20 protein-coding genes are annotated in these 24,869 nt (G+C 35.0%); 8 read left to right on the top strand and 12 right to left on the bottom strand.

Annotated elements, in window-relative coordinates:
* Positions 1 to 213: 213 nt before the first annotated feature.
* The 3 genes from ABE048_RS12865 to ABE048_RS12855 all read right to left on the bottom strand — a co-directional run bounded on the left by ABE048_RS12865 (position 214) and on the right by ABE048_RS12855 (position 3,656).
* Positions 214 to 1,731 (bottom strand): coproporphyrinogen III oxidase, encoded by a 1,518-nt coding sequence (locus ABE048_RS12865; RefSeq protein WP_430311666.1) that lies wholly within the window; start codon positions 1,729 to 1,731, stop codon positions 214 to 216.
* 346 nt (positions 1,732 to 2,077) lie between these two features.
* Positions 2,078 to 2,425 (bottom strand): YlbF family regulator, encoded by a 348-nt coding sequence (locus ABE048_RS12860; RefSeq protein ID WP_430311665.1) that lies wholly within the window; start codon positions 2,423 to 2,425, stop codon positions 2,078 to 2,080.
* A 91-nt stretch (positions 2,426 to 2,516) separates the two neighbouring features.
* On the bottom strand, positions 2,517 to 3,656 hold the full coding sequence (locus ABE048_RS12855; RefSeq protein ID WP_430311664.1) for a DUF445 domain-containing protein: 1,140 nt from the start codon (positions 3,654 to 3,656) through the stop codon (positions 2,517 to 2,519).
* Between the two features lie 211 nt (positions 3,657 to 3,867).
* Here ABE048_RS12855 and ABE048_RS12850 point away from each other — a divergent pair, with 211 nt between their 5' ends.
* Positions 3,868 to 4,071, top strand: coding sequence for a YheE family protein (locus ABE048_RS12850; protein WP_430311663.1), 204 nt, complete (start codon positions 3,868 to 3,870; stop codon positions 4,069 to 4,071).
* A gap of 129 nt (positions 4,072 to 4,200) precedes the next feature.
* On the opposite strand, the gene ABE048_RS12845 is transcribed toward ABE048_RS12850, so the two are convergent.
* The 4 genes from ABE048_RS12845 to ABE048_RS12830 all read right to left on the bottom strand — a co-directional run bounded on the left by ABE048_RS12845 (position 4,201) and on the right by ABE048_RS12830 (position 12,567).
* Positions 4,201 to 4,971, bottom strand: coding sequence for a hypothetical protein (locus ABE048_RS12845; protein ID WP_430311662.1), 771 nt, complete (start codon positions 4,969 to 4,971; stop codon positions 4,201 to 4,203).
* Between the two features lie 21 nt (positions 4,972 to 4,992).
* Positions 4,993 to 8,802: an AAA domain-containing protein gene (locus ABE048_RS12840; protein ID WP_430311661.1), complete on the bottom strand. Its 3,810-nt coding sequence runs from the start codon at positions 8,800 to 8,802 to the stop codon at positions 4,993 to 4,995.
* Positions 8,803 to 9,085: 283 nt separating this feature from the next.
* Positions 9,086 to 10,828: an ABC transporter ATP-binding protein gene (locus ABE048_RS12835; protein ID WP_430311660.1), complete on the bottom strand. Its 1,743-nt coding sequence runs from the start codon at positions 10,826 to 10,828 to the stop codon at positions 9,086 to 9,088.
* Complete coding sequence (locus ABE048_RS12830; protein ID WP_430311659.1) at positions 10,828 to 12,567, bottom strand: ABC transporter ATP-binding protein; 1,740 nt, start codon at positions 12,565 to 12,567, stop codon at positions 10,828 to 10,830. The genes ABE048_RS12835 and ABE048_RS12830 overlap by 1 nt, the downstream gene beginning before the upstream one ends.
* Before the next feature lie 605 nt (positions 12,568 to 13,172).
* Between ABE048_RS12830 and ABE048_RS12825 the strand changes: the two genes are divergently transcribed.
* From ABE048_RS12825 to rsgA, 3 genes are all read left to right on the top strand, one after another.
* Entirely contained in the window at positions 13,173 to 14,519 is a 1,347-nt protein-coding gene (locus ABE048_RS12825) for a hemolysin family protein (RefSeq protein ID WP_430311658.1), read from the top strand.
* A 98-nt stretch (positions 14,520 to 14,617) separates the two neighbouring features.
* Positions 14,618 to 15,514, top strand: coding sequence for a cation diffusion facilitator family transporter (locus tag ABE048_RS12820; protein ID WP_430311657.1), 897 nt, complete (start codon positions 14,618 to 14,620; stop codon positions 15,512 to 15,514).
* A gap of 258 nt (positions 15,515 to 15,772) precedes the next feature.
* Positions 15,773 to 16,852, top strand: a complete 1,080-nt coding sequence (rsgA, locus tag ABE048_RS12815) for a ribosome small subunit-dependent GTPase A (RefSeq protein WP_430311656.1) — start codon at positions 15,773 to 15,775, stop codon at positions 16,850 to 16,852.
* A gap of 128 nt (positions 16,853 to 16,980) precedes the next feature.
* Here rsgA and ABE048_RS12810 read toward each other — a convergent pair whose 3' ends face one another.
* Together ABE048_RS12810 and ABE048_RS12805 are read right to left on the bottom strand one after the other, a co-directional pair.
* Positions 16,981 to 17,628, bottom strand: coding sequence for a response regulator (locus ABE048_RS12810; protein ID WP_430311655.1), 648 nt, complete (start codon positions 17,626 to 17,628; stop codon positions 16,981 to 16,983).
* A 14-nt stretch (positions 17,629 to 17,642) separates the two neighbouring features.
* A complete protein-coding gene (locus ABE048_RS12805) occupies positions 17,643 to 18,758 on the bottom strand; it encodes a GAF domain-containing sensor histidine kinase (RefSeq protein ID WP_430311654.1) in 1,116 nt (371 codons plus the stop codon).
* A gap of 268 nt (positions 18,759 to 19,026) precedes the next feature.
* Here ABE048_RS12805 and ABE048_RS12800 point away from each other — a divergent pair, with 268 nt between their 5' ends.
* The 3 genes from ABE048_RS12800 to ABE048_RS12790 all read left to right on the top strand — a co-directional run bounded on the left by ABE048_RS12800 (position 19,027) and on the right by ABE048_RS12790 (position 20,515).
* Positions 19,027 to 19,383, top strand: a complete 357-nt coding sequence (locus tag ABE048_RS12800; RefSeq protein WP_430311653.1) for a cupin — start codon at positions 19,027 to 19,029, stop codon at positions 19,381 to 19,383.
* 184 nt (positions 19,384 to 19,567) lie between these two features.
* The gene (locus tag ABE048_RS12795) at positions 19,568 to 19,993 is read left to right on the top strand and encodes a disulfide oxidoreductase (protein ID WP_430311652.1); all 426 of its coding nucleotides are present in this window, start codon (positions 19,568 to 19,570) and stop codon (positions 19,991 to 19,993) included.
* Positions 19,994 to 20,515 carry a thioredoxin family protein gene (locus tag ABE048_RS12790; protein WP_430311651.1) on the top strand — a complete coding sequence of 174 codons (522 nt, stop codon included), beginning with the start codon at positions 19,994 to 19,996 and terminating at the stop codon, positions 20,513 to 20,515. It abuts the gene before it with no gap.
* A gap of 65 nt (positions 20,516 to 20,580) precedes the next feature.
* Here ABE048_RS12790 and ABE048_RS12785 read toward each other — a convergent pair whose 3' ends face one another.
* Both ABE048_RS12785 and ABE048_RS12780 read right to left on the bottom strand, forming a co-directional pair.
* On the bottom strand, positions 20,581 to 21,909 hold the full coding sequence (locus ABE048_RS12785) for a DUF2252 domain-containing protein (RefSeq protein ID WP_430311650.1): 1,329 nt from the start codon (positions 21,907 to 21,909) through the stop codon (positions 20,581 to 20,583).
* A 174-nt stretch (positions 21,910 to 22,083) separates the two neighbouring features.
* On the bottom strand, positions 22,084 to 22,911 hold the full coding sequence (locus ABE048_RS12780) for an aldo/keto reductase (RefSeq protein WP_430311649.1): 828 nt from the start codon (positions 22,909 to 22,911) through the stop codon (positions 22,084 to 22,086).
* Between the two features lie 154 nt (positions 22,912 to 23,065).
* Between ABE048_RS12780 and ABE048_RS12775 the strand changes: the two genes are divergently transcribed.
* A complete protein-coding gene (locus ABE048_RS12775) occupies positions 23,066 to 24,364 on the top strand; it encodes an NCS2 family permease (RefSeq protein ID WP_430311648.1) in 1,299 nt (432 codons plus the stop codon).
* Between the two features lie 46 nt (positions 24,365 to 24,410).
* On the opposite strand, the gene ABE048_RS12770 is transcribed toward ABE048_RS12775, so the two are convergent.
* Positions 24,411 to 24,566 (bottom strand): multidrug ABC transporter ATPase, encoded by a 156-nt coding sequence (locus tag ABE048_RS12770; RefSeq protein WP_430311647.1) that lies wholly within the window; start codon positions 24,564 to 24,566, stop codon positions 24,411 to 24,413.
* Between the last annotated feature and the right edge of the window lie 303 nt (positions 24,567 to 24,869).

Here is a 24,869-nt window from a genome sequence, read left to right as displayed (position 1 = left end):
AGCGGGACAGTCGAGACCCTCTTCCTAAGTAATGGGAGTGAAGCGGCCCCAAGGAAAGCGTCCACCTAAAGTGGAAATCAACGGTCTGTTTTCTGGATTATTTATTGTAAAAGAAAAAAGACTATAGACAAACTCAAGGTTGTCTATAGTCTGGAAAAAGAGACTTTGACATCTCTCTTATCTGGATTGCTTTTAGATCAAATTAAATTGAAATTATTTACTTACTTCAAAACCATATAACACATCTAAAGCTTCAATTTTTTTATGAATTGCTTCTTCAAAAGATAGGATATATGCTGCGGGTTCTTTCGGGTTATGATATTGAGTGATCTTCCCTGTTTCAACATTCACTAGTTTTGTTGAAGCTCCACATCCCAAACCTATGATTGTTTGTACTTCCTCCATAATCACGATATTATAAATACTTTCTTCTCTAGGCAAAGAGTAACCCACATTTTCCAAGTTCCCTAAGATATTCTTTTGTCTGTAAAGATAATATGGAGTATAACCATGTGCTTCAGTCCATTCGTGTGAACGATGCATCATGGATTCTGCTGTTTTGCGATCTGCTACTTTATACTTTTCTTTATTGTGTGTCATTTCGGATGCACGTTTAAAAGAAAGAGTATGGACCGTCAATGATTCAGGCATCATTTTTTCAGATTCACTTAGTGAATGCTCAAATTCATCCGTACCTTCATTTGGGAGTCCTATGATAAGATCCATATTAATATTATTCATGCCAGCTTCTCTTGCCATCCAGAACTTTTCGATTGTTTCTTGAACTGTATGATGGCGACCAATTGCCTTTAATGTTTCATCTGTATAAGATTGTGGATTAACACTGATGCGATCGATTCCCCATTTTTTCAAAACAGCTAATTTTTCAGGCGTGATTGTGTCCGGTCTTCCTGCTTCAACTGTTATTTCACGAATCGTCTCTGTATGTGGGAATGAATCAAACATCTTTTTATATAATGCATCCATTTCTTCCGCTTCAATTGAAGTTGGCGTACCTCCACCCCAATATACAGAAGTAATTTTCATATCGTGTTCTGTTAACCATTTACCCATTTCTTCAATTTCATAATGTAAACCATCTAAAAATGTCGCAACTCGTCCCTGTTTGCGATTGCTTTGTATAGCATATGCCGGGAATGTACAGTATGCACATTTTGTTGGACAAAACGGAATGCCGATATAGATGCTTACTTCATTGCCAATTGTATCTAAGTCAGGAATTGTTTTTAGCTGCGTTTTCACAATATTATTTAATATACTTATTTTTTCATCAGTTAAGCTAAATTCATCTATCAGCTTGTCATGAATTTCTTTATCTGTTAATCCCGCTTTTCTGAATTTATGGTAAAGCTTTGTTGGGCGAATCCCTGTTAGAATCCCCCATTGTTGTTTAATTCCCGTCATTTGTTCAAGTGTATCAAGTAATACGTGTGATAATGCACGTTTCAATCGTATCTTCTGATCTTTCTCAGTACCTTCCGTTTCGTAACCTTGTTCGAAATGACTTTTATAGATTTCACCATCTGCTTGAAGAGTAGCATCTGCAGAAATCGTAAAATGTTCATCTGTATGATGCTCGAAATGCACGACTAAATCGGGTACCATATCTTTTTTCGCGAGTTTGGTATCTTCAAAAAATAAATTCGTTATATCAAGTAACACACGCATAAAATCTTGTGGATATGCTTGGCCAACTTTTAATACTCTCATTGTTAATTTCACTTCTTTCTATAGAACGCTTTGTTAATGCATTATACTAATCCGTACTTTTTATAACATCGAATCTATTGTATCAAATTTTTGATTAAATCTCGAAAGGGATCTGGTTCTATGTAAAATGTTGGAGTAAGCAACATTCGAAAGTATTTAACAAATATAAATTTCAGTTTTTCTGAAAAATCCTTTGTACCGAAAGTGATAGCTTCAGGTACAGTAGCCTCTTGGCAGACACCCCTCTTATTGCAACACTCCAATAAATTCTATATTAGATTAAAGACTTTTCCATGCATGAAAAAAGCCCTCAAGCAATTTGGCTTGAGAGCTCTTTAAATAATGACTAATCTAATTCTTGATATAAATTTTGAACTGGTTTTACAAGCACTCGATTAATCTCTTCAATTAGACCACTTAAAGCCATTTCAGCTTGTAGCATTTTACCGATTTTTACATTTTGTTGAGCTAGCTGAGCTGTTTTTTGAGCATATTGTAATTCATCTTCTCCAATTTGTTCGCCTTTCATTTGTTTTTCTTGCATTGAAAGTTGAACTTTACGGAAGTTTTGGAAAAGTGCTTTTGCCTCTGCGTCAGCTTTTACAGATGTAATCGCTTCTTCTAATACTTTAAATTCGTTTGTCTGACGAAATGCTCCTTCGAGTGCATTGATTTCATTATAAATATTGATCATTTCATTTCCCTACTTTCTTTTTTATTTAGGCTCAAGTTAAAGCAATTATAGAACGGGTTCTTAAAACAGCCAACCATTATAGTTGGATACTCTAGAATATGGTTACAATGATACCTTGTATGACACCTATTATGCCACCGAGAAGATATCCTAGAACTGTAATCATTTTGAATTCACGTTTTGAGATTCCTAACACTAAATCCTCTAAGACTTCTACTGGGAATGTATCCACTTGTTCCTTTACAATTTCTTGTAGGTTCAGACGGTTGATTGCGTCTTCTAGTTTATCTTCAGCCATAACAAAGCCTTTTTCTACTAGTTGAGGAACAATATTTTGTGCCAGCCACTCTGCACCATCTTTCCAATAGTACACTAGTGACTTGTCTAAACGATTTTCTAATTGTAGTTCTTCTTTTACATAGGTTTGGATTCTTGCAGTTGTTGAAGTGAAATCTAATTCTCCTACTAATTGCGGAACAGATTGTACTTTCAACTTTTTCCATTCAGTTGTCAATAAGTTGGTCAATAACACCATTGTACCTGGTGCATTCAAAAACTTATTAATTTCTTTTTGTACTCTTCCAACAAGTGAAGATGAATCACCTAAGAACATTTGAATCATTCCACCAAGTGTACCTTTTGAATCTAAGAAATCATCAATTAATCGTTTAATTGTTTGATACCCTTCATCTGATTCGAAATAATCTTCACCTTTTTTCAAAATATAACGAGAAATATCAGGAATCTTCGTTGTTGCTTTTTCCTGCCATGATTCTGGTAACAATGCTTCAATTGATTTTGCTGATAGAACATTTTTCAAATGATCTATTTGTTCTACAACGATATTGTCGATCTTTCCTTCAACTGTTTGTGGTAAATTTGTTACGCCAATTTGCATTAACCAATCATTAATTGTTTTCTCTTCGGTAAATACAACTTCCTTTATTTTATCATTCAACCATTTTTCCACTATTCGTTTATTACTTTCAGTGAATAGTTTTTTGCGGAACATTTCGGGAGTCAATAAATAGTTAACGACAGTTTTCCCAAGTTGTCTGGCTAATTCATCACGTCTTCTAGGGATTAAACCAGGTGTAAAAGGCAATCGCCAAGAACCTAGATAAATTGGATTATATGGTCTGAATAGCATTTTAATCGCAATATAGTTGGTGAGCCCACCAATTACTGCTCCTACAACGGTCATAAATAAAATCGTTAAAAGCGTATGCATCTGATTCACCCATTTCTTCAAAACTAAGCTTTATCCCGCAGTAACGGGCAGTTCCCCCACTGATGGAAGTTTCACTTTATTATAGCAGACAGCTCATTGTTATAAAATGAATAGCTATTTTTCGACATATACTTAGGTTTTACTTTGAATAATCCCATTGGCAATTTATACTAGATAAAATAAGATTTCCACTTTGAAAGGAGCCCTACATATGATTCAACATTTTAGCTTCAAACCACTTTACGAAAATCAACAGCTTCCTGGCTGGACAATCAGTTTCTTTTATAAACAAAATCGTTATGAAGGAATTTATGAAAAAGATGGTGCGATTAAATGGACTGGGCAAACCCCACCTAATGAGGATCAAGTTAAAAAGATGGTTCATGAATTGATGCTGTTTCATGTTTATGATTAAAAAAGTTGAAACTACTCTTCTTGTTTGCGACTCCGTTTTTGCGTGAATATACTATTCACCATCGCGATAATGAAGAGTATTTATTTTAAATGACATGTATAGAAAACAAAAAGAGTAAGCCTCATCGACTTACCCTTTCTTATCCAAATACTCTTCACGCCATTTTAGTAATTCTTTTTCCGTTAATAATTTCTCTAACACTTCATCCCAATGTCCAGTTAAAGTATTCCAAACACGGACATAGAGCAAATCCTTCTCTTTATTGTGAATTACAAATTGCATACATGGAATATCATTGATTTGAACTGTTTCTTTCGATTCAACCGAGGTGATAAAGGTTTGCACAGTATTCTCATCGGATTCTTCATCTTCAGGTACTGGACGGTTTTCTTGAAGTGCATGGATAATTTTTTCATCATCCACATTCATCGGCTCTTCGGATGCATAGGCAGAGGGCTCTGGCAATTCATCAAAATCATCTAACTGTTCAATATTGCCAAGTAGGAAATTTTTATGATTTGCACTATACAGTAATTGTTGTGTTTCCTCTTCCTGTGATTCTTCATATATACCGTTTGCTAACTGTTTCTCGCCCCTTGTTGTTAACTGATAATATTCCTTTTTTTCCACCAATCCAGTATTTTGTAGATTTTGGAGTAAATCGCGAATAAACAATTCTTCCACTAACAGTAAATCACTCAGTTCTTTTGGTTCTGCAATTTCTGCCTGTTGGCAGCTGAGTAAAATCATCTTCATCAGGATATCCATTGTGATTCGTTTTACTGGTTGATATTTAAACTCGATTGTTTGAATAGGAAAGCACCAGCTTGAAGTTGATAAAATTTCAGCATTTGGATCTTGTTTGATTTTATTTGTTAGCTTTTTCTCTAATTCTTTCAAGATGAGGCTTCCTTTCAAATGTTACTTTAGATTACCTTCTTCATCACGTAATCCATTTTGAGATTTGACCACTTCAAGTAAATGACTATACATTTCACGAGATTCTTGTTTTTTTGCACGTTTTGTAAACATTTCCGTACTTCCGACTAGAATGAGTAATTCTCTAGCTCGTGATAAAGCAACATTCAAACGACGATAATCATTGGCGAATCCGATGTCTCCACCTTTATATTCTGTATTACGGACCATACTTACAATGATGACATCCATTTCCATCCCTTGGAATCGATCAACTGTTCCTGTACGAAGTTGCAAGTTATTTAGCTTTAATTCTTGTTGCACAAGATGGTCAATTTTCTTTACTTGTTCTCCATAGAAACTAATTACCCCCACACTTTTCTTCGTTCCTTCAGGTAGGTTACCCCTTGAAATAGCCATTTCCGTTGAATGATCTAGGTCCAATAGAGTGTGACGAATAGTATCTAATTCTCCTGGGTTAAAACGGCTCTTACCATTTTTCATCTGTTCTTCAAAATATGGTTTTCTACTAGGCATATCAAGCCATATTAAATGATCTTGACGTTTTGCAAAATGTCCTTCCAAGAAATGATCACGAACTTTATCTGAATCCTCTAAGCCACAGCGTAGATGATTATCTTCATTTTCATAAAATGGTGTGATGGTTTTCATAATGTTTTCATGCATACGATATTGAATCGCTAGCATTTGCTTATTACTTTTAGGTAAGTTTTTAAATAAGCGTTCGAATAATGATTCTTTTAAGAGCTTCTTCAATTCATTGATTTCTTGTAAATCATTGCTTTCATCAATAATTGCTTTGAGCGATTCTTCCAATGTATCATCACCTATTAGTGGTGGTAATTGATGATGGTCACCAACTAAAATGATTTTCTTTCCTTTTAACATAGGAAGTAGCAGTTCGGGTGGTGTTGCTTTTGAAACTTCATCGATAATGACTACATCGAACGTTGGGTAGTTATCCATAAATTCTTTTCGTGCAGAAGCCACACATGTTGTCCCAATAACATTGGCATGATTAACATAAAGCTTACGAATTTCATCTAAATCATGCTCACTAGCATTTAGTAGTAACTGATGCCACTGTTGTTGCAATTGTTGTTTAATTGGTAATTGCTTTTTATCATGGTGTAGCTTATCGATTGTCTTTTGCACACTGTTAATTGTTTCTTCTGTATATTGCTTCTGTCTTGTTATATCTTGTTGCAAAATTTGTTCAAGTTCTTTTAATTTTTTCTCTTGAGCTAGACCATTCGCATTTATTTCTTTTACTTCATCCTCTTTTATAGCAAGCTGTTCCAACGCTTCTGCTTCCTCTTTAACAACCAGTACAAAATCATCCTGTACTTGTTGAAGCTTAGGTAAATTTTCAGCTACAGTGTGTTTTTGTTCTATAAGCTGCTCCAACTCTTTTTCTTGTTGCGTTAACTGCTCTTGGAGTTCTGCAAGTGTCGTAGTCGTTTCTTCTTCAGTCACTGCTTCAGATAATTTTTTCATTTTCTGCTTCAATTGTTCGACTTCCAAATTCCAACGGTTTCCTACATTTAATAATCCGCTTTCATGTTGCTTGGATGTATTCAATATATAAGAAACTTGAATTTTCACTTCTTCTTTCATCATTTGAAATAAACGATTAATTTCTTGTCTCTGATTTTCAAGCATACCAAATTGTTCATCAACAAAAAGACGTCGATTGTACAAACGTTCGAGATAAACATATAGTTGATTGATATATAGATCTGGTGTTTCAAGTAAAAACTTTTTGAAATGATCAATAGCTGAATCTATTTCTCGAACGGAATACGAAGAATAGCCATTCTCAGCTTGTTGCTCGACCTTTTGTAAAATACCATGACTCTGAACAGATCCAATTTTCCCTTCTAAAAAACCGATTGCACCGTTTAAACGATCCTTTACTTCTTTCCATTCTTTATAACCAAACATTTGCGCTTGGATACGTTCAAAGGAATTTCGTTGCCACTCGATTTTCGTATTTGCTTGAATCTGATGCTCTTCCATAAAAGCAGTCAAGTCTTGTATCTTCTTGCATTCTTCAATGGCTTCTTTCGATTCTTGAAGCTTTTGATGATTTTCGAGCCATTCAGTATAAGCAGATTGCGCATTATTTAATGTTATTTCAGCTTTTTCTAATTCTTCTTTTGTGATAGAAAATGAAACCTGTTGACGTAAGTTTACAACCTGCGATTGTTTAGTTCGTTCAGCTTCTTCTAAATTTTCTAATGAACCATATTTAGAAAGAAGTTCTTCAAATTGTTTAATTTGTTGTTCTTCTGATGTTTTCTTAGTAGTTAGTGCTGTAGTTTGTTCTTCTAATAGACGTAACTCTTTACGCAATGTACCTAAAGATTTCTTTAGGCTTTTAATATTCTCTTCAACGATTACATAATCTTTTTCAGCTTGTTCTTGTTCGACTATTTTCTCTTCCAGTACTTGTAACTGTTGTTGCAAACCTTGGAGTTCGTTTTCTTTTTTATCAATTGCTGCATCTAATTCAGTAGTACGATCTCTATGGATGGCCAGCTCTGCCTCCAAGTCATGCAATGTTTGTTCCCGCCAATAAAGTGCAACATTTTCTTCGATGAATTTTTTGCCTTCTTCTTCAATACTTTCCGTACGACCATAACGGAGAATCCGTATATCTTTGTTGGCGAGGAGTCTGCTCAGTGCATTATCAACAGCTAAATTCGATTGTGAAGCAACTAATGTTTTTAATCCAGCTTTTGCATTTTGTTGACAGATTTCAGAAATAACGGTCGTTTTCCCTGTACCAGGAGGACCTTGTATGACATACAAATCTTCAGCAGACATAGCCCCAATAACTGCTTCTCTTTGGAATTCATTGAGACGATTATCGAATTGTAAATCGACTCTTTTTTTAGGTTGTTGAATTCGCGGACGTTCTTCGAAGAGGATTTTTTCTAAATTTGCATTCGCTGCTAACCCTTTTTCTAGGTCGCTAAAACCTTTTCGTAAACGACGGATTTGGCTCAACGTTGCAAAGTTACTAAGCACTAGTTCTTTTGTTTTCGGATGCCATTTATCTTTTCGAACTTGTCCTTGTATAAATGGGCGTAATTCAATTTCGACTGTTTTCTTTGAAGATTGTGCTTTTAATACTGAACCCAGTTCATCTTTGGAACCTTGTACTTTTGCACTTAATCCAACAATTTTTTTCCATTCACTTTCTTTTAAACCGTTAATTTTGAATGTAATTCGACTGAAATCTTCATTGAATTCATAATGAGAAAAAGAAACAGTCATATCATCAATGGTCGCATCTCGCTCTTGGATTTTTAAATATCCTTCCCAGCTTGAAATACGCTTCTGGACATACATTGAACGTTCTTCTGCAATCGGTAATTCTCGAATTTTACTATGTAATTCAAGCGGTAAACCAACTGTATTGCTGGCATTTGTAGCAAACTGCATGTTCGTTTTAAACCGTCGATTCGTATGGACTGGTTCTCGATTACTAAACACCCGGAAACCCGTTGCGAGTAAACCTTCATATTTTACAACACAATTCATCATCGCTACTTGCTCGTCTAATTTTTCCGCAAGTACTATATTTTCTGTGTTATCGAAGTAAATTTTCACGGCCATTTCGTCTTTGGCTGTATTTTGAACATGCTCAATATGCACAACAAATGATTTTTGCAGATGAAAAAAAGAATGTTCATCCTTCACCCATGCTAATATGCCTTCACGCGCTTTGTTCGTTAATATCAAATTTGTACGCATCACTGCAGGCTTATCTATCACTTGTGCCATGAACATAACTTCCTTTCTTTTTCTTAGGCTGCTCTGGTAACATTGCCTTTTCTTAATACAGAATAAAAAACACTAATATCTATCATACCAGTTTTAACGTCTAAGATGGAGTGATGAACGACTTAAAAAAGAAAAAATCCAACTATGAACGAAGAAGTTCATAGTTGGAAATATTTTTAAGTGATATAATTTATCCCACATTAACGGGAGTAAGACCCCACCTGAGAAGGCTCGTCAGTTCGACCACGGAAAGCGGAGCTAATTCACTGATAGAAGTTTCACTTTATTTCATTTCTCCAGATTGAAGTTTATACATTTGATTGTATCTTCCACCTAAAGCTAGAAGTTCATCATGTGTCCCTTGTTCTACAATTCCTCCTCGATCTAACACTAAAATACGATCTGCATTTTTAATAGTAGAAAGTCTGTGGGCGATGATAAATGTTGTACGCCCTTTTTTCAATACTTCCATTGCATGCTGGATAATCTCTTCCGTTTCCGTATCAATATTAGAAGTAGCCTCATCCAATATTAAAATTGCTGGATCGAATGCAAGTGCTCTCGCAAAAGAAATTAATTGACGTTGTCCTGACGAAAGTGTACTTCCTTTTTCAATAACAGGTTCGTCTAAACCACCAGGTAAATTGGCTAACACTTGATCTCCACCCACTGCTTGTAGTGCTTTTTCGACCGTTTCACGGGAAATCCTTGGATCATCTAGGCTTACATTTGAGGCAATTGTTCCTGTAAATAAATAAGGATCTTGTAATACGATACCCATATGTTCACGAATCGTTTGGCGTGAATAATCTCGAATATTCATCCCATCAATCGTAATCGAACCTTTTGTCACATCGTAAAAGCGGAACAATAAATTCATAATTGAGCTTTTTCCGGAGCCCGTATGGCCTACTAATGCGATTGTTTCTCCTTGTTTTGCTTTGAAGTTAATATCTTTTAGAACATATTCCTTTTCTTTATAGGCAAACCATACATTATTGAATGCTACATCTCCATGGTAACGGTCAATTTTCGTATCATCGACTGCTTCACCATTTTGATCTAACAACTCAAAAATACGTTCAGACGCAACATTTGCTCTTTCTAAGTTGGCAAGCTGATTCACAATATTCGTAACTGGATTAAACAAACGTGTAATATAATCGACAAATGCATAAAGCATACCAATTGAAATCGCTTGGTTACCAGTCAATTCAGCACTACCAAAATACCAGATAAACATAATGAATGTTAATGAACGTATAACTCCAACTAAATTATGTGAAGTGGCAGAGTCTAATAAAACGAGCTTATTTTGATATTTATAATATTCATCATTCATTTCATTAAATTCATCTGCCATTTGTTTTTCACGTCCAAATGCTTGGATGATGGTCATGCCATTGATGGACTCATTTATCATTCCATTCATATCAGACAACTTACTCCGTACGATATGGTTGTATTTTGCAGCATACTTACGATAAAGGATTGCCCAAAGAATAAGTAATGGAATAACGATCAATGCAATACAAGCCATTTTCCAATCAAGGAAGAATAACGCGATATAGATACCAAAAATCGTCATAAAGCTTGCTGCAAATTGCGATAATACTTGAACAAATAAGTCATGAATTGCTTCCGTATCATTAGTTACGCGTGATACTACTTTACCTGCAGGTAATCGATCAAAATACTGGATTGGGAGAGTTTGAATATGTTGATAAACATCGTTTCGCATCTTTTGAATAATACGATTTGCTCCCATTTGTAGTAAGATATATTGACCGTATCGGAAAATAGCCGTTGTCACTGCTAAACCTAAGAATACAGCTAGCAATATAGCAATTGGTTTAAAATCTAAACTTTGCGTAGCAGCGTTTGCAATATGATCATCAATAATTTTCTTCGCTACTAGTGGACCCGCTAAATCTGCAGCCACTGCAATAGCTAAAAGAAATAGTCCAGTAGCTATTATTTTTTTATATAGTAATGCATAATGCCATAGTCTTTTGGTTGTACTCATTATTTCGCCTCCTCAATTTGTTGGCGATCATGCTGTTCTTTGTACCAACCATCTTGTAAAATTAGTTGTTCATGTGTACCTTCTTCAACAATTTTGCCGTCTTCTAATACGATACTCCAATCCGCATGCATAATTGCTGATAATCGATGCGTTACGATAATGGTTGTTTTATCTTTGCGAATTCTCTGAATATTTTCGATAATTGCACGTTCTGTTTTGGCATCAACTGCTGAAAGCGAATCATCCATTATCAATATTTCAGGATCACGTATTAATGCTCGTGCAATAGAAATCCTTTGTTTTTGCCCCCCTGATAGGGATATCCCTTTTTCGCCAACTAGTGTATTTAATCCCATCGGTAACATTTCTAAGTCTTTTTCAAAGCATGACACTTGAAGGGCTGTCTGTAATTCATCTTCAGTCGCATCTGGTTTTCCAAACAATATATTTTCTCGTATCGTTCTTGAGAAAAGGACATGATCTTGTGGTACATAACCAATCCAATTTCGTACCTGTTCTTTTGTTTGAGCTTCGATTAACTCACCAGATAATTTCAGTGCACCTTCACCAGCAGGGTATTCTCGTAATAATTGTTTCACCACAGTCGTTTTACCACTACCAGTCTTCCCTACAATTCCAAGTGTTTGCCCCTTTTCTAGAGATACTTCTAAATGCGACAAGTTGGTTGTTTGTGATTGTGGATATTGGAATGTTACGTCACGAAAAACAATGGAGCTTGGTTTTTCAATAACCGTTGGAGTTTGTGGATTTGCCACATCTTCTTTTTCGTTTAGCGTTTCTTGTACACGGTCCAATGATGCATTTCCACGTTGCATAACATTTATCAATTCTCCAATTGCAAACATTGGCCACACAACCATACCTAGATAAACGTTAAAAGAAACTAGGTTTCCTACAGTTATATCACCAGTCGATACTAGATATGCCCCGTAACCAAGACCAATCATATAACTTAATCCTGTTAGAACTCTTGTGATTGGTGTAAACCATGCATCGATTTTTTCTACGTCCATGTTTTTTTGATAAACTTCTTCTGTCATATCTGCAAATTGCTCTTCTGTAGCTCTTTCATGAACATATGCACGAACAACACGTACACCTTCAACAGCTTCTAGTACACGATCGTTCATCTGTCCAAAAGCATCTTGTGCAATCATATATTTTTCGTGAATTTTCTTACCTAATATTTGCATCGTAGTTGCTAAAATTGGTAATGGAATAATAGCTGCAATCGTTAGTTTCCAAGATACTGAAAAGCCCATCATTAAAATAATCGTACCTAGGTATAATGTTGAATCCAAAAGTGTCATGATGCCAAATCCTGCAGTGACAGAAACAGCACGTAAATCATTAGTAGCACGGGCCATTAAGTCACCTGTTCTATTTCGCTCGTAAAATGGAGGTGACATTTTTAAAAACTGAGTCATTAAATTTTTCCGTAATTTCCGTTCAATTACATTTGAACCACCGAATAATTCATATTGCCAAATAAAATTAACTACATATGCAACAACTAAGATGGCCGCAAATGAACCTAAGAATTGTAGCAATAAAGTATTCGTCAGTGTACCACGATCAATTGCATCAATAGATTTACCAATCAACCATGGTGGCATCACTTCTAAAGTATTTGCAACAATTAGCAGTAAAACTGCAATCATATACCGTTTTCTGTTTTCTATGAAGAACCATTTAAGCTTTATTAATACATCAAACATAAATATTTTTCTTCCTTTCTGTTAATTAATTTAGCTAGCCATCGTCAATCGAATCCTTGTTTAAATGTCTTGTCTTTTTTCGAATAAACATAATACGCTCTCTCCTTTATTGTTTTTACACTAATCATTTGTGATTAAAGACAACAAAAAAGCACATACCCTAAAAAGAGCATGCGCTAATTTAAAAGAGTACGGGATCACACCCGAACCATCCATTAATTTAAATGATTAAGAAAATAGGATTGGGTGTGGACTTATTATGAAATTTATGTTTTTTTACATTCGGTTGTAACAATTTCATGATCCATACCTCCATTTCCTATTTATTATTTAGTGTTCCTTAATATTAGCATTCCGAATTTCCAATTGTCAATACATTTTGAAAATTTTATACAATAATACAATAATCCCTCATTTACTTACAATATTATCCTTTAACACTTATCATTAGGCTGAAAATATGAGAAACATTTACAAATAACATCTAGATGATTTGTTTTTTTTTAATAAATATCTTATTATTATCTTACTTAAATATTTTTACTATCACAGGAGGTGTACACTTTGTTCTCCCCCTCATTTGGGTCTTGGAACAAAGGAAGTCTTTGGACATAGCCATACGATTGACAGCATTTGCTGTCTTGATCGCATGTTCAGCAGTTTTCGTAGCAACAGAATTTGCTATCGTTAAGGTTAGAACAACTCGAATTGATCAGCTTATAGCTGAAGGTAACAAAAAAGCATTAAAAGCAAAAAAAGTAATCACAAATTTAGATGAATATTTATCTGCCTGCCAACTAGGGATTACGATTACTTCTTTAGGTTTAGGTTGGTTAGGGGAAGGCACAGTTGCAATACTACTAGCGCCATTATTTGACCTACTAAACTTAAATGAAAGTATTACTACAATCCTATCATTTATCCTATCATTCTCTATCGTGACATTTGTACACGTAGTTATGGGTGAGTTAGCACCAAAAACATTAGCGATTCAAAAAGCAGAAAGTGTAGCACTTAATATTTCTGGCTTCTTAATCGTATTCCATAATGTGATGTTCATATTCATCAAAATCTTAAATTCTTCAGCCAATGGCTTAGCTGCCCTATTTGGCTTAAAAGGAATACAAGATTCAGATGGCGCAATGAGTGAAGAAGAATTGCGAATCATCTTATCTGATAGTTTAAAAGGCGGCGAGATTAATCAGTCTGAATATAAATATGTAAATAGCATTTTTGAATTCGACGATCGTATTGCCAAAGAAATCATGGTACCTCGTACTGAAATCATTAGTATTGAAAAAGAATTAACATTAAAAGAAGTATTTGAAGTAATGGGCGTAGAACAATATACTCGTTACCCAATCATTGATGGTGACAAGGACCATATTATCGGTCTCGTCAATATGAAACATCTTCTTACAGCTTATATTAAAGATCCATCAAACGGTTCAAAACCGGTTACTGAATATATGCAACCTATTATTCGCGTTTTTGAAACAATGCCAATAAGTGATTTACTTCTAAAAATCCAACGTGAACGGATCCATATGGCGATTTTAATGGATGAATACGGTGGAACTTCAGGTCTTGTTACAATTGAAGATATTATCGAAGAAATTGTTGGTGATATCCGAGATGAATTCGACCAAGATGAAGTCCCAGAAATTCGCAAAATTGACGAAGGTCATTTTATCTTAGATGCCAAAATGTTAATCGAAAATGTGAATGACTTCTTAGGTATTAATATCGAAGAAGACGACATCGATACAATTGGCGGCTGGTTTATGACAAAAGATTTTGATGCTGTAAAAGGCGAGAAAATCACTGAACAAGGTTATGAATTCATCATCAAAGAATTAGATGGTCATCATATTCTTTATCTAGAAGTCATTAAACTTCCTGAAGAATTAGAAGAAACGGATCAAACTAATTCTGATTCAAACGAAGTATAAATAGCTTTAATTTATCAACTAAACATAGAACGACGCACACTTTCTACAAAGTGTGCGTCGTTTTCGCTTGTCTGAAACTTTTGCAAGGAGGAAACATTGTGGACTTATATAAAAATTTAAGACAAGGGGAAAAAGGTGCATGGCTTAGTATTTTCACCTATCTTATTCTCAGTTCTGTCAAATTAGCCATTGGTTTTATCGGACATTCTACTGCTCTGAAAGCAGATGGATTAAATAATACAACAGATATTATCGCATCTGTAGCTGTTCTAATCGGATTAAGAATTTCTCAAAAGCCACCAGATAAAGACCATCACTACGGTCATTTACGTGCTGAAACGATATCTTCACTTATTGCTTCCTTTATCATGGCTGTTGTAGGTTTTCAAGTACTCTTTAATGCTGGAAAAAGCTTTATCGATCACGACCACCCCACTCCTTCATTATTGACAGCATTTGTTGCACTGGGTAGTGGCGTTGTGATGTATTTGGTGTACCTTTTTAATATTAGATTAGCAAACCGTATTGAAAGTTCTGCCGTAAAGGCAGCGGCATATGATAATCGTTCAGATGCTTGGGTAAGTTTTGGTACTTCAATTGGTATTTTCGGTGCCATTTTTGGTTTTCCTATTATCGATTCCATTACTGCTTTTGCTGTAGGTTGTTTAATCTTAAAAACAGCTTATGATATTTTCTTTGATGCTGTACATACGTTAACAGATGGATTTGATGAAGAAGAGTTGGAGACCCTATCTGTGCTTGTTAAAAACGTAGATGGTGTCATTCAGCTAATTGATTTTAAAGGTCGGAATCATGGTAATTTGATTTTCGCTGATCTCACTGTCACCGTAGATCCAGCACTTAATGTATGGCAAAGCCATCATATTACGGAAGAAATAGAAAAAACAATTCGCCGTGCTAAACCTTTTGCCGTAGTACTTGTCCATATTGAACCAGAAGGATTAAATCGAGAACATGAAAATAATATTTTTTAATATTTAGTAATTGACAGTTTTATGAAGAGCTGGTATTCTGTAATCAACTTATGAAAAGAGAAAGAGGTGAGGTATTATGACAATTTTATCAAGCATTGAAATTATGCAAATTGGTTTGTTACAATACGCTCACTTTTCGTATACGTTCTAGTATGCTTTCTTTTATGTGCGTAAAACCTGTAACTGCCAATTTGCAGTTACAGGTTTTTTTATTTAAAAATGGAACAAATTCGTTCCCCACATAATAGGAGGCATAAAATGAATTTAATTAATTTCGGTTGGAATAATAATTGGCAAGATCAATTTGATGCGTATAAAATAACAAATCCACAAAAAAATCTAACGATAGGTCGTGTTTTATTAGAACATAAGCATTCTTATCGTGTCATAACTGAAATTGGCGAATGGCTTGCTACACCGTCTGGTCTTTTCCAATATAATGCTCAATCACGTCGTGACTACCCTGCCGTAGGTGATTGGGTGGTTTTAGAACAGTTACCAGGAGAAGAAAAAGGTATCATCCATGCCATTCTTCCTCGCAGTTCTCTGTTCTCTCGAAAAGTAGCTGGTCTCACCTTTGAAGAACAGATTATTGCAGTTAATGTCGATCATGTTTTTTTAACCATGAGCTTAAACAAGGATTTTAACTTACGAAGATTAGAAAGATATTTAATCGCAGCTTACGACTCAGGTGCAAATCCCATCATCGTCTTAACTAAGAAGGACTTATGTGATGATGTGTCAAGTTATTTAAGCCAAGTTGAAACGATTTGTTTTGGTGTACCAGTTTACACTGTGAGTAGCTTTACAGGTGAAGGAATCGATGAGTTACACCAATTGTTAGCAGATGGCAAAACAGCTGCTTTACTTGGCTCTTCAGGGGTTGGTAAATCTTCATTGACCAATGCACTTTGTGGGCAGGATGTGATGGCGGTCCAAATGATTCGGGAGGATGATGATAAAGGACGCCACACGACTACACATCGAGAACTCTTCCAATTACCACATGGAGGTTTACTCATTGATACACCTGGAATGCGAGAATTTCAATTATGGGATAATGCCGATAGCCTAAACAGCAGCTTTAGTGATATCGAATCACTCGCATCACAATGTCGCTTTCGAGATTGTGAACATAAAAAAGAACCTGGATGTGCTGTCCATGAAGCTATAGAAGAAGGTACACTCGAGCAAGAAAGATACGACAGCTATTTAAAATTAAAACGCGAACTCGCTTTTATCGAAAGAAAAACAAATGCACAGGCTCAAGCAGCTGAGAGAAATAAATGGAAACAAGTTAATAAGCAAATGAAAAAGAAGATTGGCAAAAAAAGATAAAGTGTGAATCAATCTACTTGTCTTTTGCTTTATTCAATTGAAGCTTTTACTTGGTAAGTTTTGCATGCTCTAATACTTTTTTCAGTTTTCATCAAAAAAGCAACCCGTATCATACGAGTTGCTTTTTTTCATATTTCACTAGCCTCTGTTAATCCATGTTTCACAGCATATAAAGCAGCTTGTGTTCGGTCTTGTACTTCAAGTTTTGTAAAAATATTTGAGATGTGGGTCTTCACTGTTTTTTCTGTGACAAATAAGGAAGATGCAATTTCTTTATTACTCTTCCCTTTTGTTAGCTCTGCTAGTACATCTTGCTCTCTAGGAGTGAGTGGATGTTTTATATGTGGAAGTTCTTCCATCATCTCGCGATTTAATATAAGTTGTGAAGTTGCTTGAGGATGCATAATATTTTCCCCGGCAATAATTCGACGAATGGCTAATACAAGTTCATCTGGCTCGATATCTTTTAGTTGATAGCCCGCTGCTCCTGCCTCAATAGCAGGTACAACATGATCTCTATCAGAGAAACTTGTCAGCATCAATATTTGTATTTCAGGGAACTTAGATTTAATACGTTTTGTTGCTTGAATACCATCCATTTCTGGCATTACTAAATCCATTAATACGATGTCTGGATTTAATTCAATTGTTAGATCAACCGCTTCCTTACCATTACTTGCTTCCCCAACTACTTCAATATCCTTCTGAGTTTTAAGGAAAAATAGCAATCCCCTTCTTACAACATGATGATCATCCGCTATTAACACTCTAATCATTCATATGTCCCCCTTTAATAAGGTAGGCGGATTAAAATTTCCGTACCCTTTCCTAAATTACTTACCAAGTCAACAGTACCGCCTAATGCTTGTGTGCGATCACGCATACTTTGTAAACCAATAGATGGTAATGTGACGAGAGAGTCAACATGGAATCCTCTACCTTCATCTTTTATAACAAGTAATACATCTGTCTGTGTAATAGTGATAAAAATTTCTGCTTCTTTCACACCCGAATGCTTTCTTACATTATTGAGTGCTTCCTGTGTTAGTCGGAAAAGTGTTTCTTCGATACGCGAAGGCAATTGGAGCACACCAGATACTTTTACTTTTAATTGCAAACCTAACATTTCTGCATATCCTTTTATCGCTTCCATCAAGCCACTTTCAAGACCTTTTGGACGAAGTTGCCAGATTAACGCTCTCATTTCAGTTAATGCTTCCTGTGTTAGATTTTGAATTTCTTTAAAGGTTTCTTTAATCTCCGGTTGCTTTGTCATTTCTACTCCAGCTCGCGATGTTAATGTGACAGAGAATAATAACTGATTCACTGAATCATGTAAATCTCTTGCTAGTCTATTTCGCTCTTGAACCAGTGCCATTTCCTGTTCTTGTTTTGTTAAAAGAATTCGTTTAATAGCAGAGCCCATTTGAAAAGCAACCGATTCTAGTAAAGCAAGCTCATCATCAGTAAAACGAACTGTGTTGGGTGACGCCACGTTGAGCAAGCCAAAACGCTCTTGTCCGGATTGTAACGGAACCGTTGCATGATGGGTAATTCCCGCATAATCTCCTACACACGCTGCAGTAGCATTTTCTATTCGCTGGCATTCAATTATGTTTGATGCCTTTAATAATTCTTGATTACGATATTTAGAAATACACCAGCAACCACCTTTTTCTAGAGATTGACACTTATTATGTTCTAATGCAGGTGGTAAGTTTTCATGTGCAATCATTTCATGCCGTCCTCGTTTATTCACAAAGAAGATCCAACCCGTTTCAAAATTGGTACCTTCCAAAAACTTACGAAGCGATCCTTGTAACATTGGTTGCATTTCAGTTTCTTCATTTAGTAATTCTGCAATTTCTTTTAATAAACTAATGTTTGAGTGATCTGTAGGTTGCATCAAATGCCTCCAATCTCGGATGCCCATTATTACTATTGTACCTTCTATCATACCACTGCTCACTTTTTCTTCCTATGATTTACATCTCGGTAATTAGACTGATGTTTGTTGTAGCTTGCAATCTCTACTAAACCTGTATAGATTGAAAATAATCCTCTAAAAATTGCTGTTTAAAATAAAGGAAGTATACAGTCCCATCTATAAGTTAAATAGTAAATATTTTAATTAAATATTAAAAATTGAACAGCAACAAAAGGGAGTGATATGTATGCAACTTTACAAGCTAAACAAAAATACTGCAAAACAAGTGACACAATACAATTCTAATTTTCTTATGAATCCTTTTATGCATTTAAATTCTGAAATAAGGATATCCATTATGACGTTAACGGAAAATGGTATAATTGGGTTCCATCAAGCAAAATCTTCTCAATTACTCTATGTGATAGAGGGAGAAGGCGTTGTTTGCAATGAAGAAAGAAAATATTATTCAATTCAAAAAGGTATCGCGGTTTTTTGGAAGAAAGAAGAATGGCATGAAACAAAAGCTGTAAAAGGTTTAGTTGCACTCGTAATAGAAGGTTTTGACATTAGCAAAGAAAATATATATTTGGAACCTTTATAGTCATGTCCTGCTGTTCATTGTAAAGGGCTGCTTTAACTTATTTATATAGGTCCTCTCTTACTTTCTTAGAATTCATGACTATGATAGAGTGGGAATAAAATCCACTTTCGAGTATAATGTTTTACAATGTTTTGTATTACCTCTATAATCGGAAAAGAAATATACTAAATTTAGGAGATTTCAAATGTCAAAAAAACTGGAGAATAGCCTACTATTTATGTGGGTTGTATCACTAATCGCAATGATGGGTTCTCTATATTTCTCAGAAGTTCAAAAATTCGAGCCTTGTAAGTTATGTTGGTATCAACGGATTTTAATGTATCCACTTGTCATTATTTTAGCAACCGCTTATGTTCAAAAGAATGCTCGTATTGCCGTTACAAGTGCCATCTTCTCTTGTTTAGGTGCATGTATTGCGTTGTACCATTATGGCATTCAAAAAATACCCGCTTTACAAGAATCTGCTGTTACTTGTGGACGCGTACCTTGTACGGCAGATTATATTAACTGGTTTGGTTTTATTACCATCCCATTCCTTTCACTTGTAGCCTTCATTCTAATCGCAGGTACAAGCTTCTACATGTTAAAAGCACTTAAGGAGGAAAAATAAGTGGCAAACTCAAAAAAATCTGCAGCACAGAAAAAAGATAACAAGCTAACAATATTATTAATCATAGGATTCATTATTATCGCTGGTTTTGTAGCATTATACTTTTTAAATAGTTCTTCAAACAAAGCAAAGCTAGCAAACAATCCATATGGTAAAAATGATTTAGAACAATCAACAATTGATATTTTAAACGATAAAAATTACCAAAATATCATTCTACCTAATGAATTAGAAAAGAAAATTTCGAGTGGTAAAGAAACAATGGTTTACTTCTTTAAATCAGATTGTACACACTGTAAAAAAATCACGCCAATCTTAATGCCTCTTGCAAAAGACATGGGTGTCCAAATTGATCAGTTTAACCTGCTTGAATTTGACCAAGGATGGGATCAATATAGCATCGAAGGTACACCAACACTTGTTTACTATAAAGACGGAAAAGAACAATTACGTGTAGTTGGTGAACAATCCAAAGATACCTTCAAAAAGTTCTTTGAAGCAACTATCCTGAAAAATAAATAAGTATTTAAAAAGTACATTACTCGTAAATGAGTAATGTACTTTTTTCATTTAAAGATATTCCTACTTTAAAATTTCTTTTGGACCCATTCGCAGAACAAAGTGTAATCGTATTTCACTTGTTTCTTATAATTCACAGCAGCAAATGTGATATGTCGGACAAATTGATCAACATCACCAATAGCTTTTATAATTTCGACTTCACTATGATGTTTTAATAGTACGGATTCAATGTCCATATCAGCTCGAGCGTGAATTTTCGCAGTTACTTGCCCCATTGTTTTCAGCGTTTGGTCATAGTCTTTTAAAGTTACGAGCTTATCTGCTTTTACTTTCTTTTTATATGGAGAACGTTCGCGAATGTAAAAATACTTATCATCTATTGTTACATAACCTAAATACGGGTCTTCTAAATCATGCATTGCTTTTTGAGTTGCAACTACTCGCTCGCCTTGATGTGCATGTTTTTCCCAGAATTCCGGACTATATGGTAAGAAATAAGCAGGGATGGATGAGCGCACTTCTTTCATTTCTAATACTAAATCATCCGCTCCACCAGCTTCTTGCCCTCCCTCAATTAGAATATAAAAACGACTTAGCCCAATTGAAGCAGTACCTGTACCATATTTACGCGCAACATCTTTTACTTGATAATGTGAAGGATCATACTTATTTTCCACATCCAATGACTGGAAGTATTGCTTCATTATATCTTCGATTTTCAGTAATTCCTCATCTGTAACTGGTTGGATTTCTTCATCCCAATTGAAAGTACGCTTACCTTCTTCATTGATATACGTAATATCAGCTAATAAGTGATTTCGCTGTCTTTTCTCCAGCTTCTTCAGCACTTTTTTTACAGGGCCTTTCGTATTATCTTTCGTAAACGTTAAAGTCAATGGATCATCTGCATTTCTTTTAAATCGTTGCAGTTGTTTGTAGTAGCTATGTAAATACTTAGCAATTCGTGCTTTTTGCTCGTCCTTACTTAACCCTTCCGCATCTGTATATAAAGCAATACTAACTGCCATTCGAAAAACATCATATAAATAAGAGCCGACATATCCTTCATCAAAATCGTTCACATCATAAACAATCTCGCCTGCTTCATTTTGGAAACAGCCAAAGTTATCCATATGCAAATCACCTTGAATCCATGCTGGCTTATCTATTGGTGTATCATATGGAAATGGTATTTTCGTTACGTCATAATAAAATAAATAGGCACTACCTCGGAAGAAACGGAATGGACTTTCCATCATTTCGTTGTATTTTATTTTACGTTTATCATCGGATAACCCCATACATTCCACATCAAATTCATTGAAAATAGTCTCTAACATAAATTCACGTAGTGCACGTCTGGTATTCTGAACACGATCTACTAATAACTCCATCATTTACTCCCCGTTTCATTCTTATACTACCTATATCTTACATCGAAACATCTAGTGATACTACTAAAAATATCCATTTAAAGAAAATGAAAAAGACAACTTCTCATTCAAATTTGAACAAAAAGTCGTCTTTTAATTAATCCTTTTGTTTAGTAAATCACAAAGTTTTCTCTTTTAGTATTTGAAATGGTCTGGATGTGAGCCAAATCGTTCGTTACGATTTAGGTTATCGATTGTTGCCATATCCTCATTGGTTAGTTCAAAATCAAATACATTTGCATTCTCTTCGATACGGCTTGGGGTTACGGATTTTGGAATAACGATATGATCGCTTTGTATGTGCCAACGGATAATTGTTTGAGCTATGGATTTATCGTATTTTTCACCAATTGTTTTAATTGTTTCATCTTGCAATACATTTCCACGACCTAGAGGCGACCATGCCGTAACTACAATATTATTTTCTTTACAGAAATGACGCAATTCTACTTGTGAAAGGTATGGATGTAACTCAATTTGATTAACCATTGGCTTGATATTAGCAGTTGCAAATAACTTTTCTAAATGGTGAATTTCATGATTTGAAACACCTGTTGCTTGGATTAATTTTTCATCATAAAGTCGTTCAATAGCACGATAAGTATCTGGAAATTTCTCTGGAACAGGCCAATGTGTCAAATATAAATCTAAATAATCTGTTTTTAGTGTAGTCAGTGTTTTCTCAAAAGCTCGTAACGTTTCATCGTAGCCTTGGTCGGTATTCCATACTTTTGAAGTAATGAAAATATCCTCTCTTTTTTTCCCTGATGAACGAAGCGCTTCTCCAACTTGCTGTTCATTATTATAAAGAGCAGCTGTATCAACTGCTATATAACCTGTATCTAAAGCTTTTTTAATTGCATTAAATGCTTCTTCTGGTTCATCCATTTTGTAAACGCCTAATCCGACTCGGGGCATTTCGATACCATTATGTAATTTTTTTGTTGATGTAATTGTATACATGTCGTTACCTCCTTTTGGGTAATCTTATTATGCAAACATTGTCAAAGTATTTCGAGAATAACGACTTTTTCTAAAAGGTTGCAATCTTATATAGAAACGAATATTATATTAAATGTTGTTTTAAATGTTCGGATTTCAGAAAGAAGGTATTTCATTGTTCCACCTGAAAGAAAATGGTACAAACGTTAAAACAGAATTAATTGCTGGTATTACAACGTTTCTTACCATGGTATATATTATTGTTGTGAACCCTGCCATTTTATCCAATGCAGGAGTTCCTGTAGACCAAGTATTTATGGCAACCATTATCTCTGCTGTTGTCGGTACTTTATGGATGGCATTATGCGCTAACTATCCGATTGCCATTGCACCAGGAATGGGCTTAAACGCATATTTCATCTCTGTTGTTTTAACTTCTGAAGGTAAGATTGATTACATGACTGCCTTTTCTTCTGTATTTGTTGCAGGTATTGTTTTCATCATTTTATCGTTAACACCGCTTCGTGCAAAACTAATTACTGCTATTCCAGAAAACTTAAAACGTGCGATTACTGCCGGTATCGGTTTATTTATTGCTTTTTTAGGCTTACGAATGGGCGGCGTAATTGTTGCAAATAAAAGTAATTTAGTAGCTCTAGGAGATTTAACCTCCCCAGGCGTTATGTTAACATTATTTGGTTTAATCATTACGGTTATTTTGATGGTCCGTAATGTTAGAGGTGCTTTATTTATCGGTATGGTTATTACAGGAATTGTCGCTGCAATTACTGGTCAACTAAAAATTGATAAAGTCGTAGCTACGCCTCATTTACCAGATGGTATTTTGATTTGGAATCCACTTGATGCTTTTGGTGATGTCATTCATTACGGCTTATATGGAGTTGTTTTTTCATTCATCCTAGTCACTTTATTTGATACAACTGGTACACTTGTTGGTATTATGAAGCAAGCAGGCTTGATGAAAGGAAATGTATTACCACGTGCTCGTAAAGCTCTTTTAGCAGATTCACTAGGTACAACCATAGGTGCAATGTTTGGTACAAGCCCAACGTCTGCATTTATTGAATCTTCTGCGGGTGTAGCTGCAGGTGGTCGTACTGGCTTAACCACTTTAACAGTTGCTATCCTATTTATTATTGCTTCCTTCTTTGGACCATTGGTAGGCGCTGTTTCTGGTGTTGCTGCTATTACATCACCAACACTTGTGATTGTTGGGACATTGATGATTTCCTCTATAAAGGAGATTGACTGGAATCAGTTCGATGAAGCTTTCCCTGCTTTCCTAATTATTTTAATTATGCCTTTTACATCAAGCATTTCAACAGGGATTGCATTTGGTTTTATCACTTATCCTATCTTGAAAATTGTAAAAGGTGAAGCCAAAAAAGTTCATCCATTGCTATATATTTTCGCAATATTATTTGTGATTCAGTTAGTTTTCTTGCAACACTAAAACAAAAAATCCCTCTTGTTCTTTAATATAACAAGAGGGATTTGCTCTATTTATCATCAAACTGTTCAGGGTCTTGATCTCGTCCTACACTTTCTAATTCCGTTTCATTACGTCTATTTTCCATTTGCTCCCCAAGTTGTTGAACTTCTTCAAATGAAGTTGCCATTGAACCATTTTCCTGTTGTTTCTTCTCTTTATCCATCATTTTAATCTCCTTTATCTACATCCTGTTATTATCTATCCCCTATTATCTCCACAGTTATGCATATTAAGTGGAGTACGAATATTGAACGATTTCCGCCATATATTTATCAACAATTGACGTTTCATTTTCCTATGAATTAGGCTATACTTGTAAGAGAACTTTTTCATATATTATTAGGAGGTTACTTCCATGAGTTTAATTTTAATACTTGGTGTAATTTTAACTTTCTTAACAGCAATGTTCACTGCTGGTTATGAAGACAAACAAGGTACTTCTAAAAATTAATTTTTTATATAAAAA

Source organism: Rummeliibacillus pycnus (assembly GCF_050459865.1).
GTDB classification, from domain to species: domain Bacteria; phylum Bacillota; class Bacilli; order Bacillales_A; family Planococcaceae; genus Rummeliibacillus; species Rummeliibacillus pycnus_B.
The sequence above is the reverse complement of the archived record's forward strand: the minus strand, read 5'-3'. Positions and strand labels throughout refer to the sequence as shown.

Bases quoted from the DNA above. Each gene is read 5' to 3' on its own strand.
- ABE048_RS12780 (WP_430311649.1), bottom strand. From the start codon at position 22,911: ATGTATACAATTACATCAACAAAAAAATTACATAATGGTATCGAAATG.
- ABE048_RS12795 (WP_430311652.1), top strand. From the start codon at position 19,568: ATGTCAAAAAAACTGGAGAATAGCCTACTATTTATGTGGGTTGTATCA.
- ABE048_RS12810 (WP_430311655.1), bottom strand. From the start codon at position 17,628: ATGATTAGAGTGTTAATAGCGGATGATCATCATGTTGTAAGAAGGGGA.
- ABE048_RS12805 (WP_430311654.1), bottom strand. From the start codon at position 18,758: ATGCAACCTACAGATCACTCAAACATTAGTTTATTAAAAGAAATTGCA.
- ABE048_RS12860 (WP_430311665.1), bottom strand. From the start codon at position 2,425: ATGATCAATATTTATAATGAAATCAATGCACTCGAAGGAGCATTTCGT.
- ABE048_RS12830 (WP_430311659.1), bottom strand. From the start codon at position 12,567: ATGTTTGATGTATTAATAAAGCTTAAATGGTTCTTCATAGAAAACAGA.
- ABE048_RS12850 (WP_430311663.1), top strand. From the start codon at position 3,868: ATGATTCAACATTTTAGCTTCAAACCACTTTACGAAAATCAACAGCTT.
- ABE048_RS12835 (WP_430311660.1), bottom strand. From the start codon at position 10,828: ATGAGTACAACCAAAAGACTATGGCATTATGCATTACTATATAAAAAA.
- ABE048_RS12770 (WP_430311647.1), bottom strand. From the start codon at position 24,566: ATGGATAAAGAGAAGAAACAACAGGAAAATGGTTCAATGGCAACTTCA.
- rsgA (WP_430311656.1), top strand. From the start codon at position 15,773: ATGAATTTAATTAATTTCGGTTGGAATAATAATTGGCAAGATCAATTT.
- ABE048_RS12865 (WP_430311666.1), bottom strand. From the start codon at position 1,731: ATGAGAGTATTAAAAGTTGGCCAAGCATATCCACAAGATTTTATGCGT.
- ABE048_RS12785 (WP_430311650.1), bottom strand. From the start codon at position 21,909: ATGGAGTTATTAGTAGATCGTGTTCAGAATACCAGACGTGCACTACGT.
- ABE048_RS12855 (WP_430311664.1), bottom strand. From the start codon at position 3,656: ATGCATACGCTTTTAACGATTTTATTTATGACCGTTGTAGGAGCAGTA.
- ABE048_RS12800 (WP_430311653.1), top strand. From the start codon at position 19,027: ATGCAACTTTACAAGCTAAACAAAAATACTGCAAAACAAGTGACACAA.
- ABE048_RS12840 (WP_430311661.1), bottom strand. From the start codon at position 8,802: ATGGCACAAGTGATAGATAAGCCTGCAGTGATGCGTACAAATTTGATA.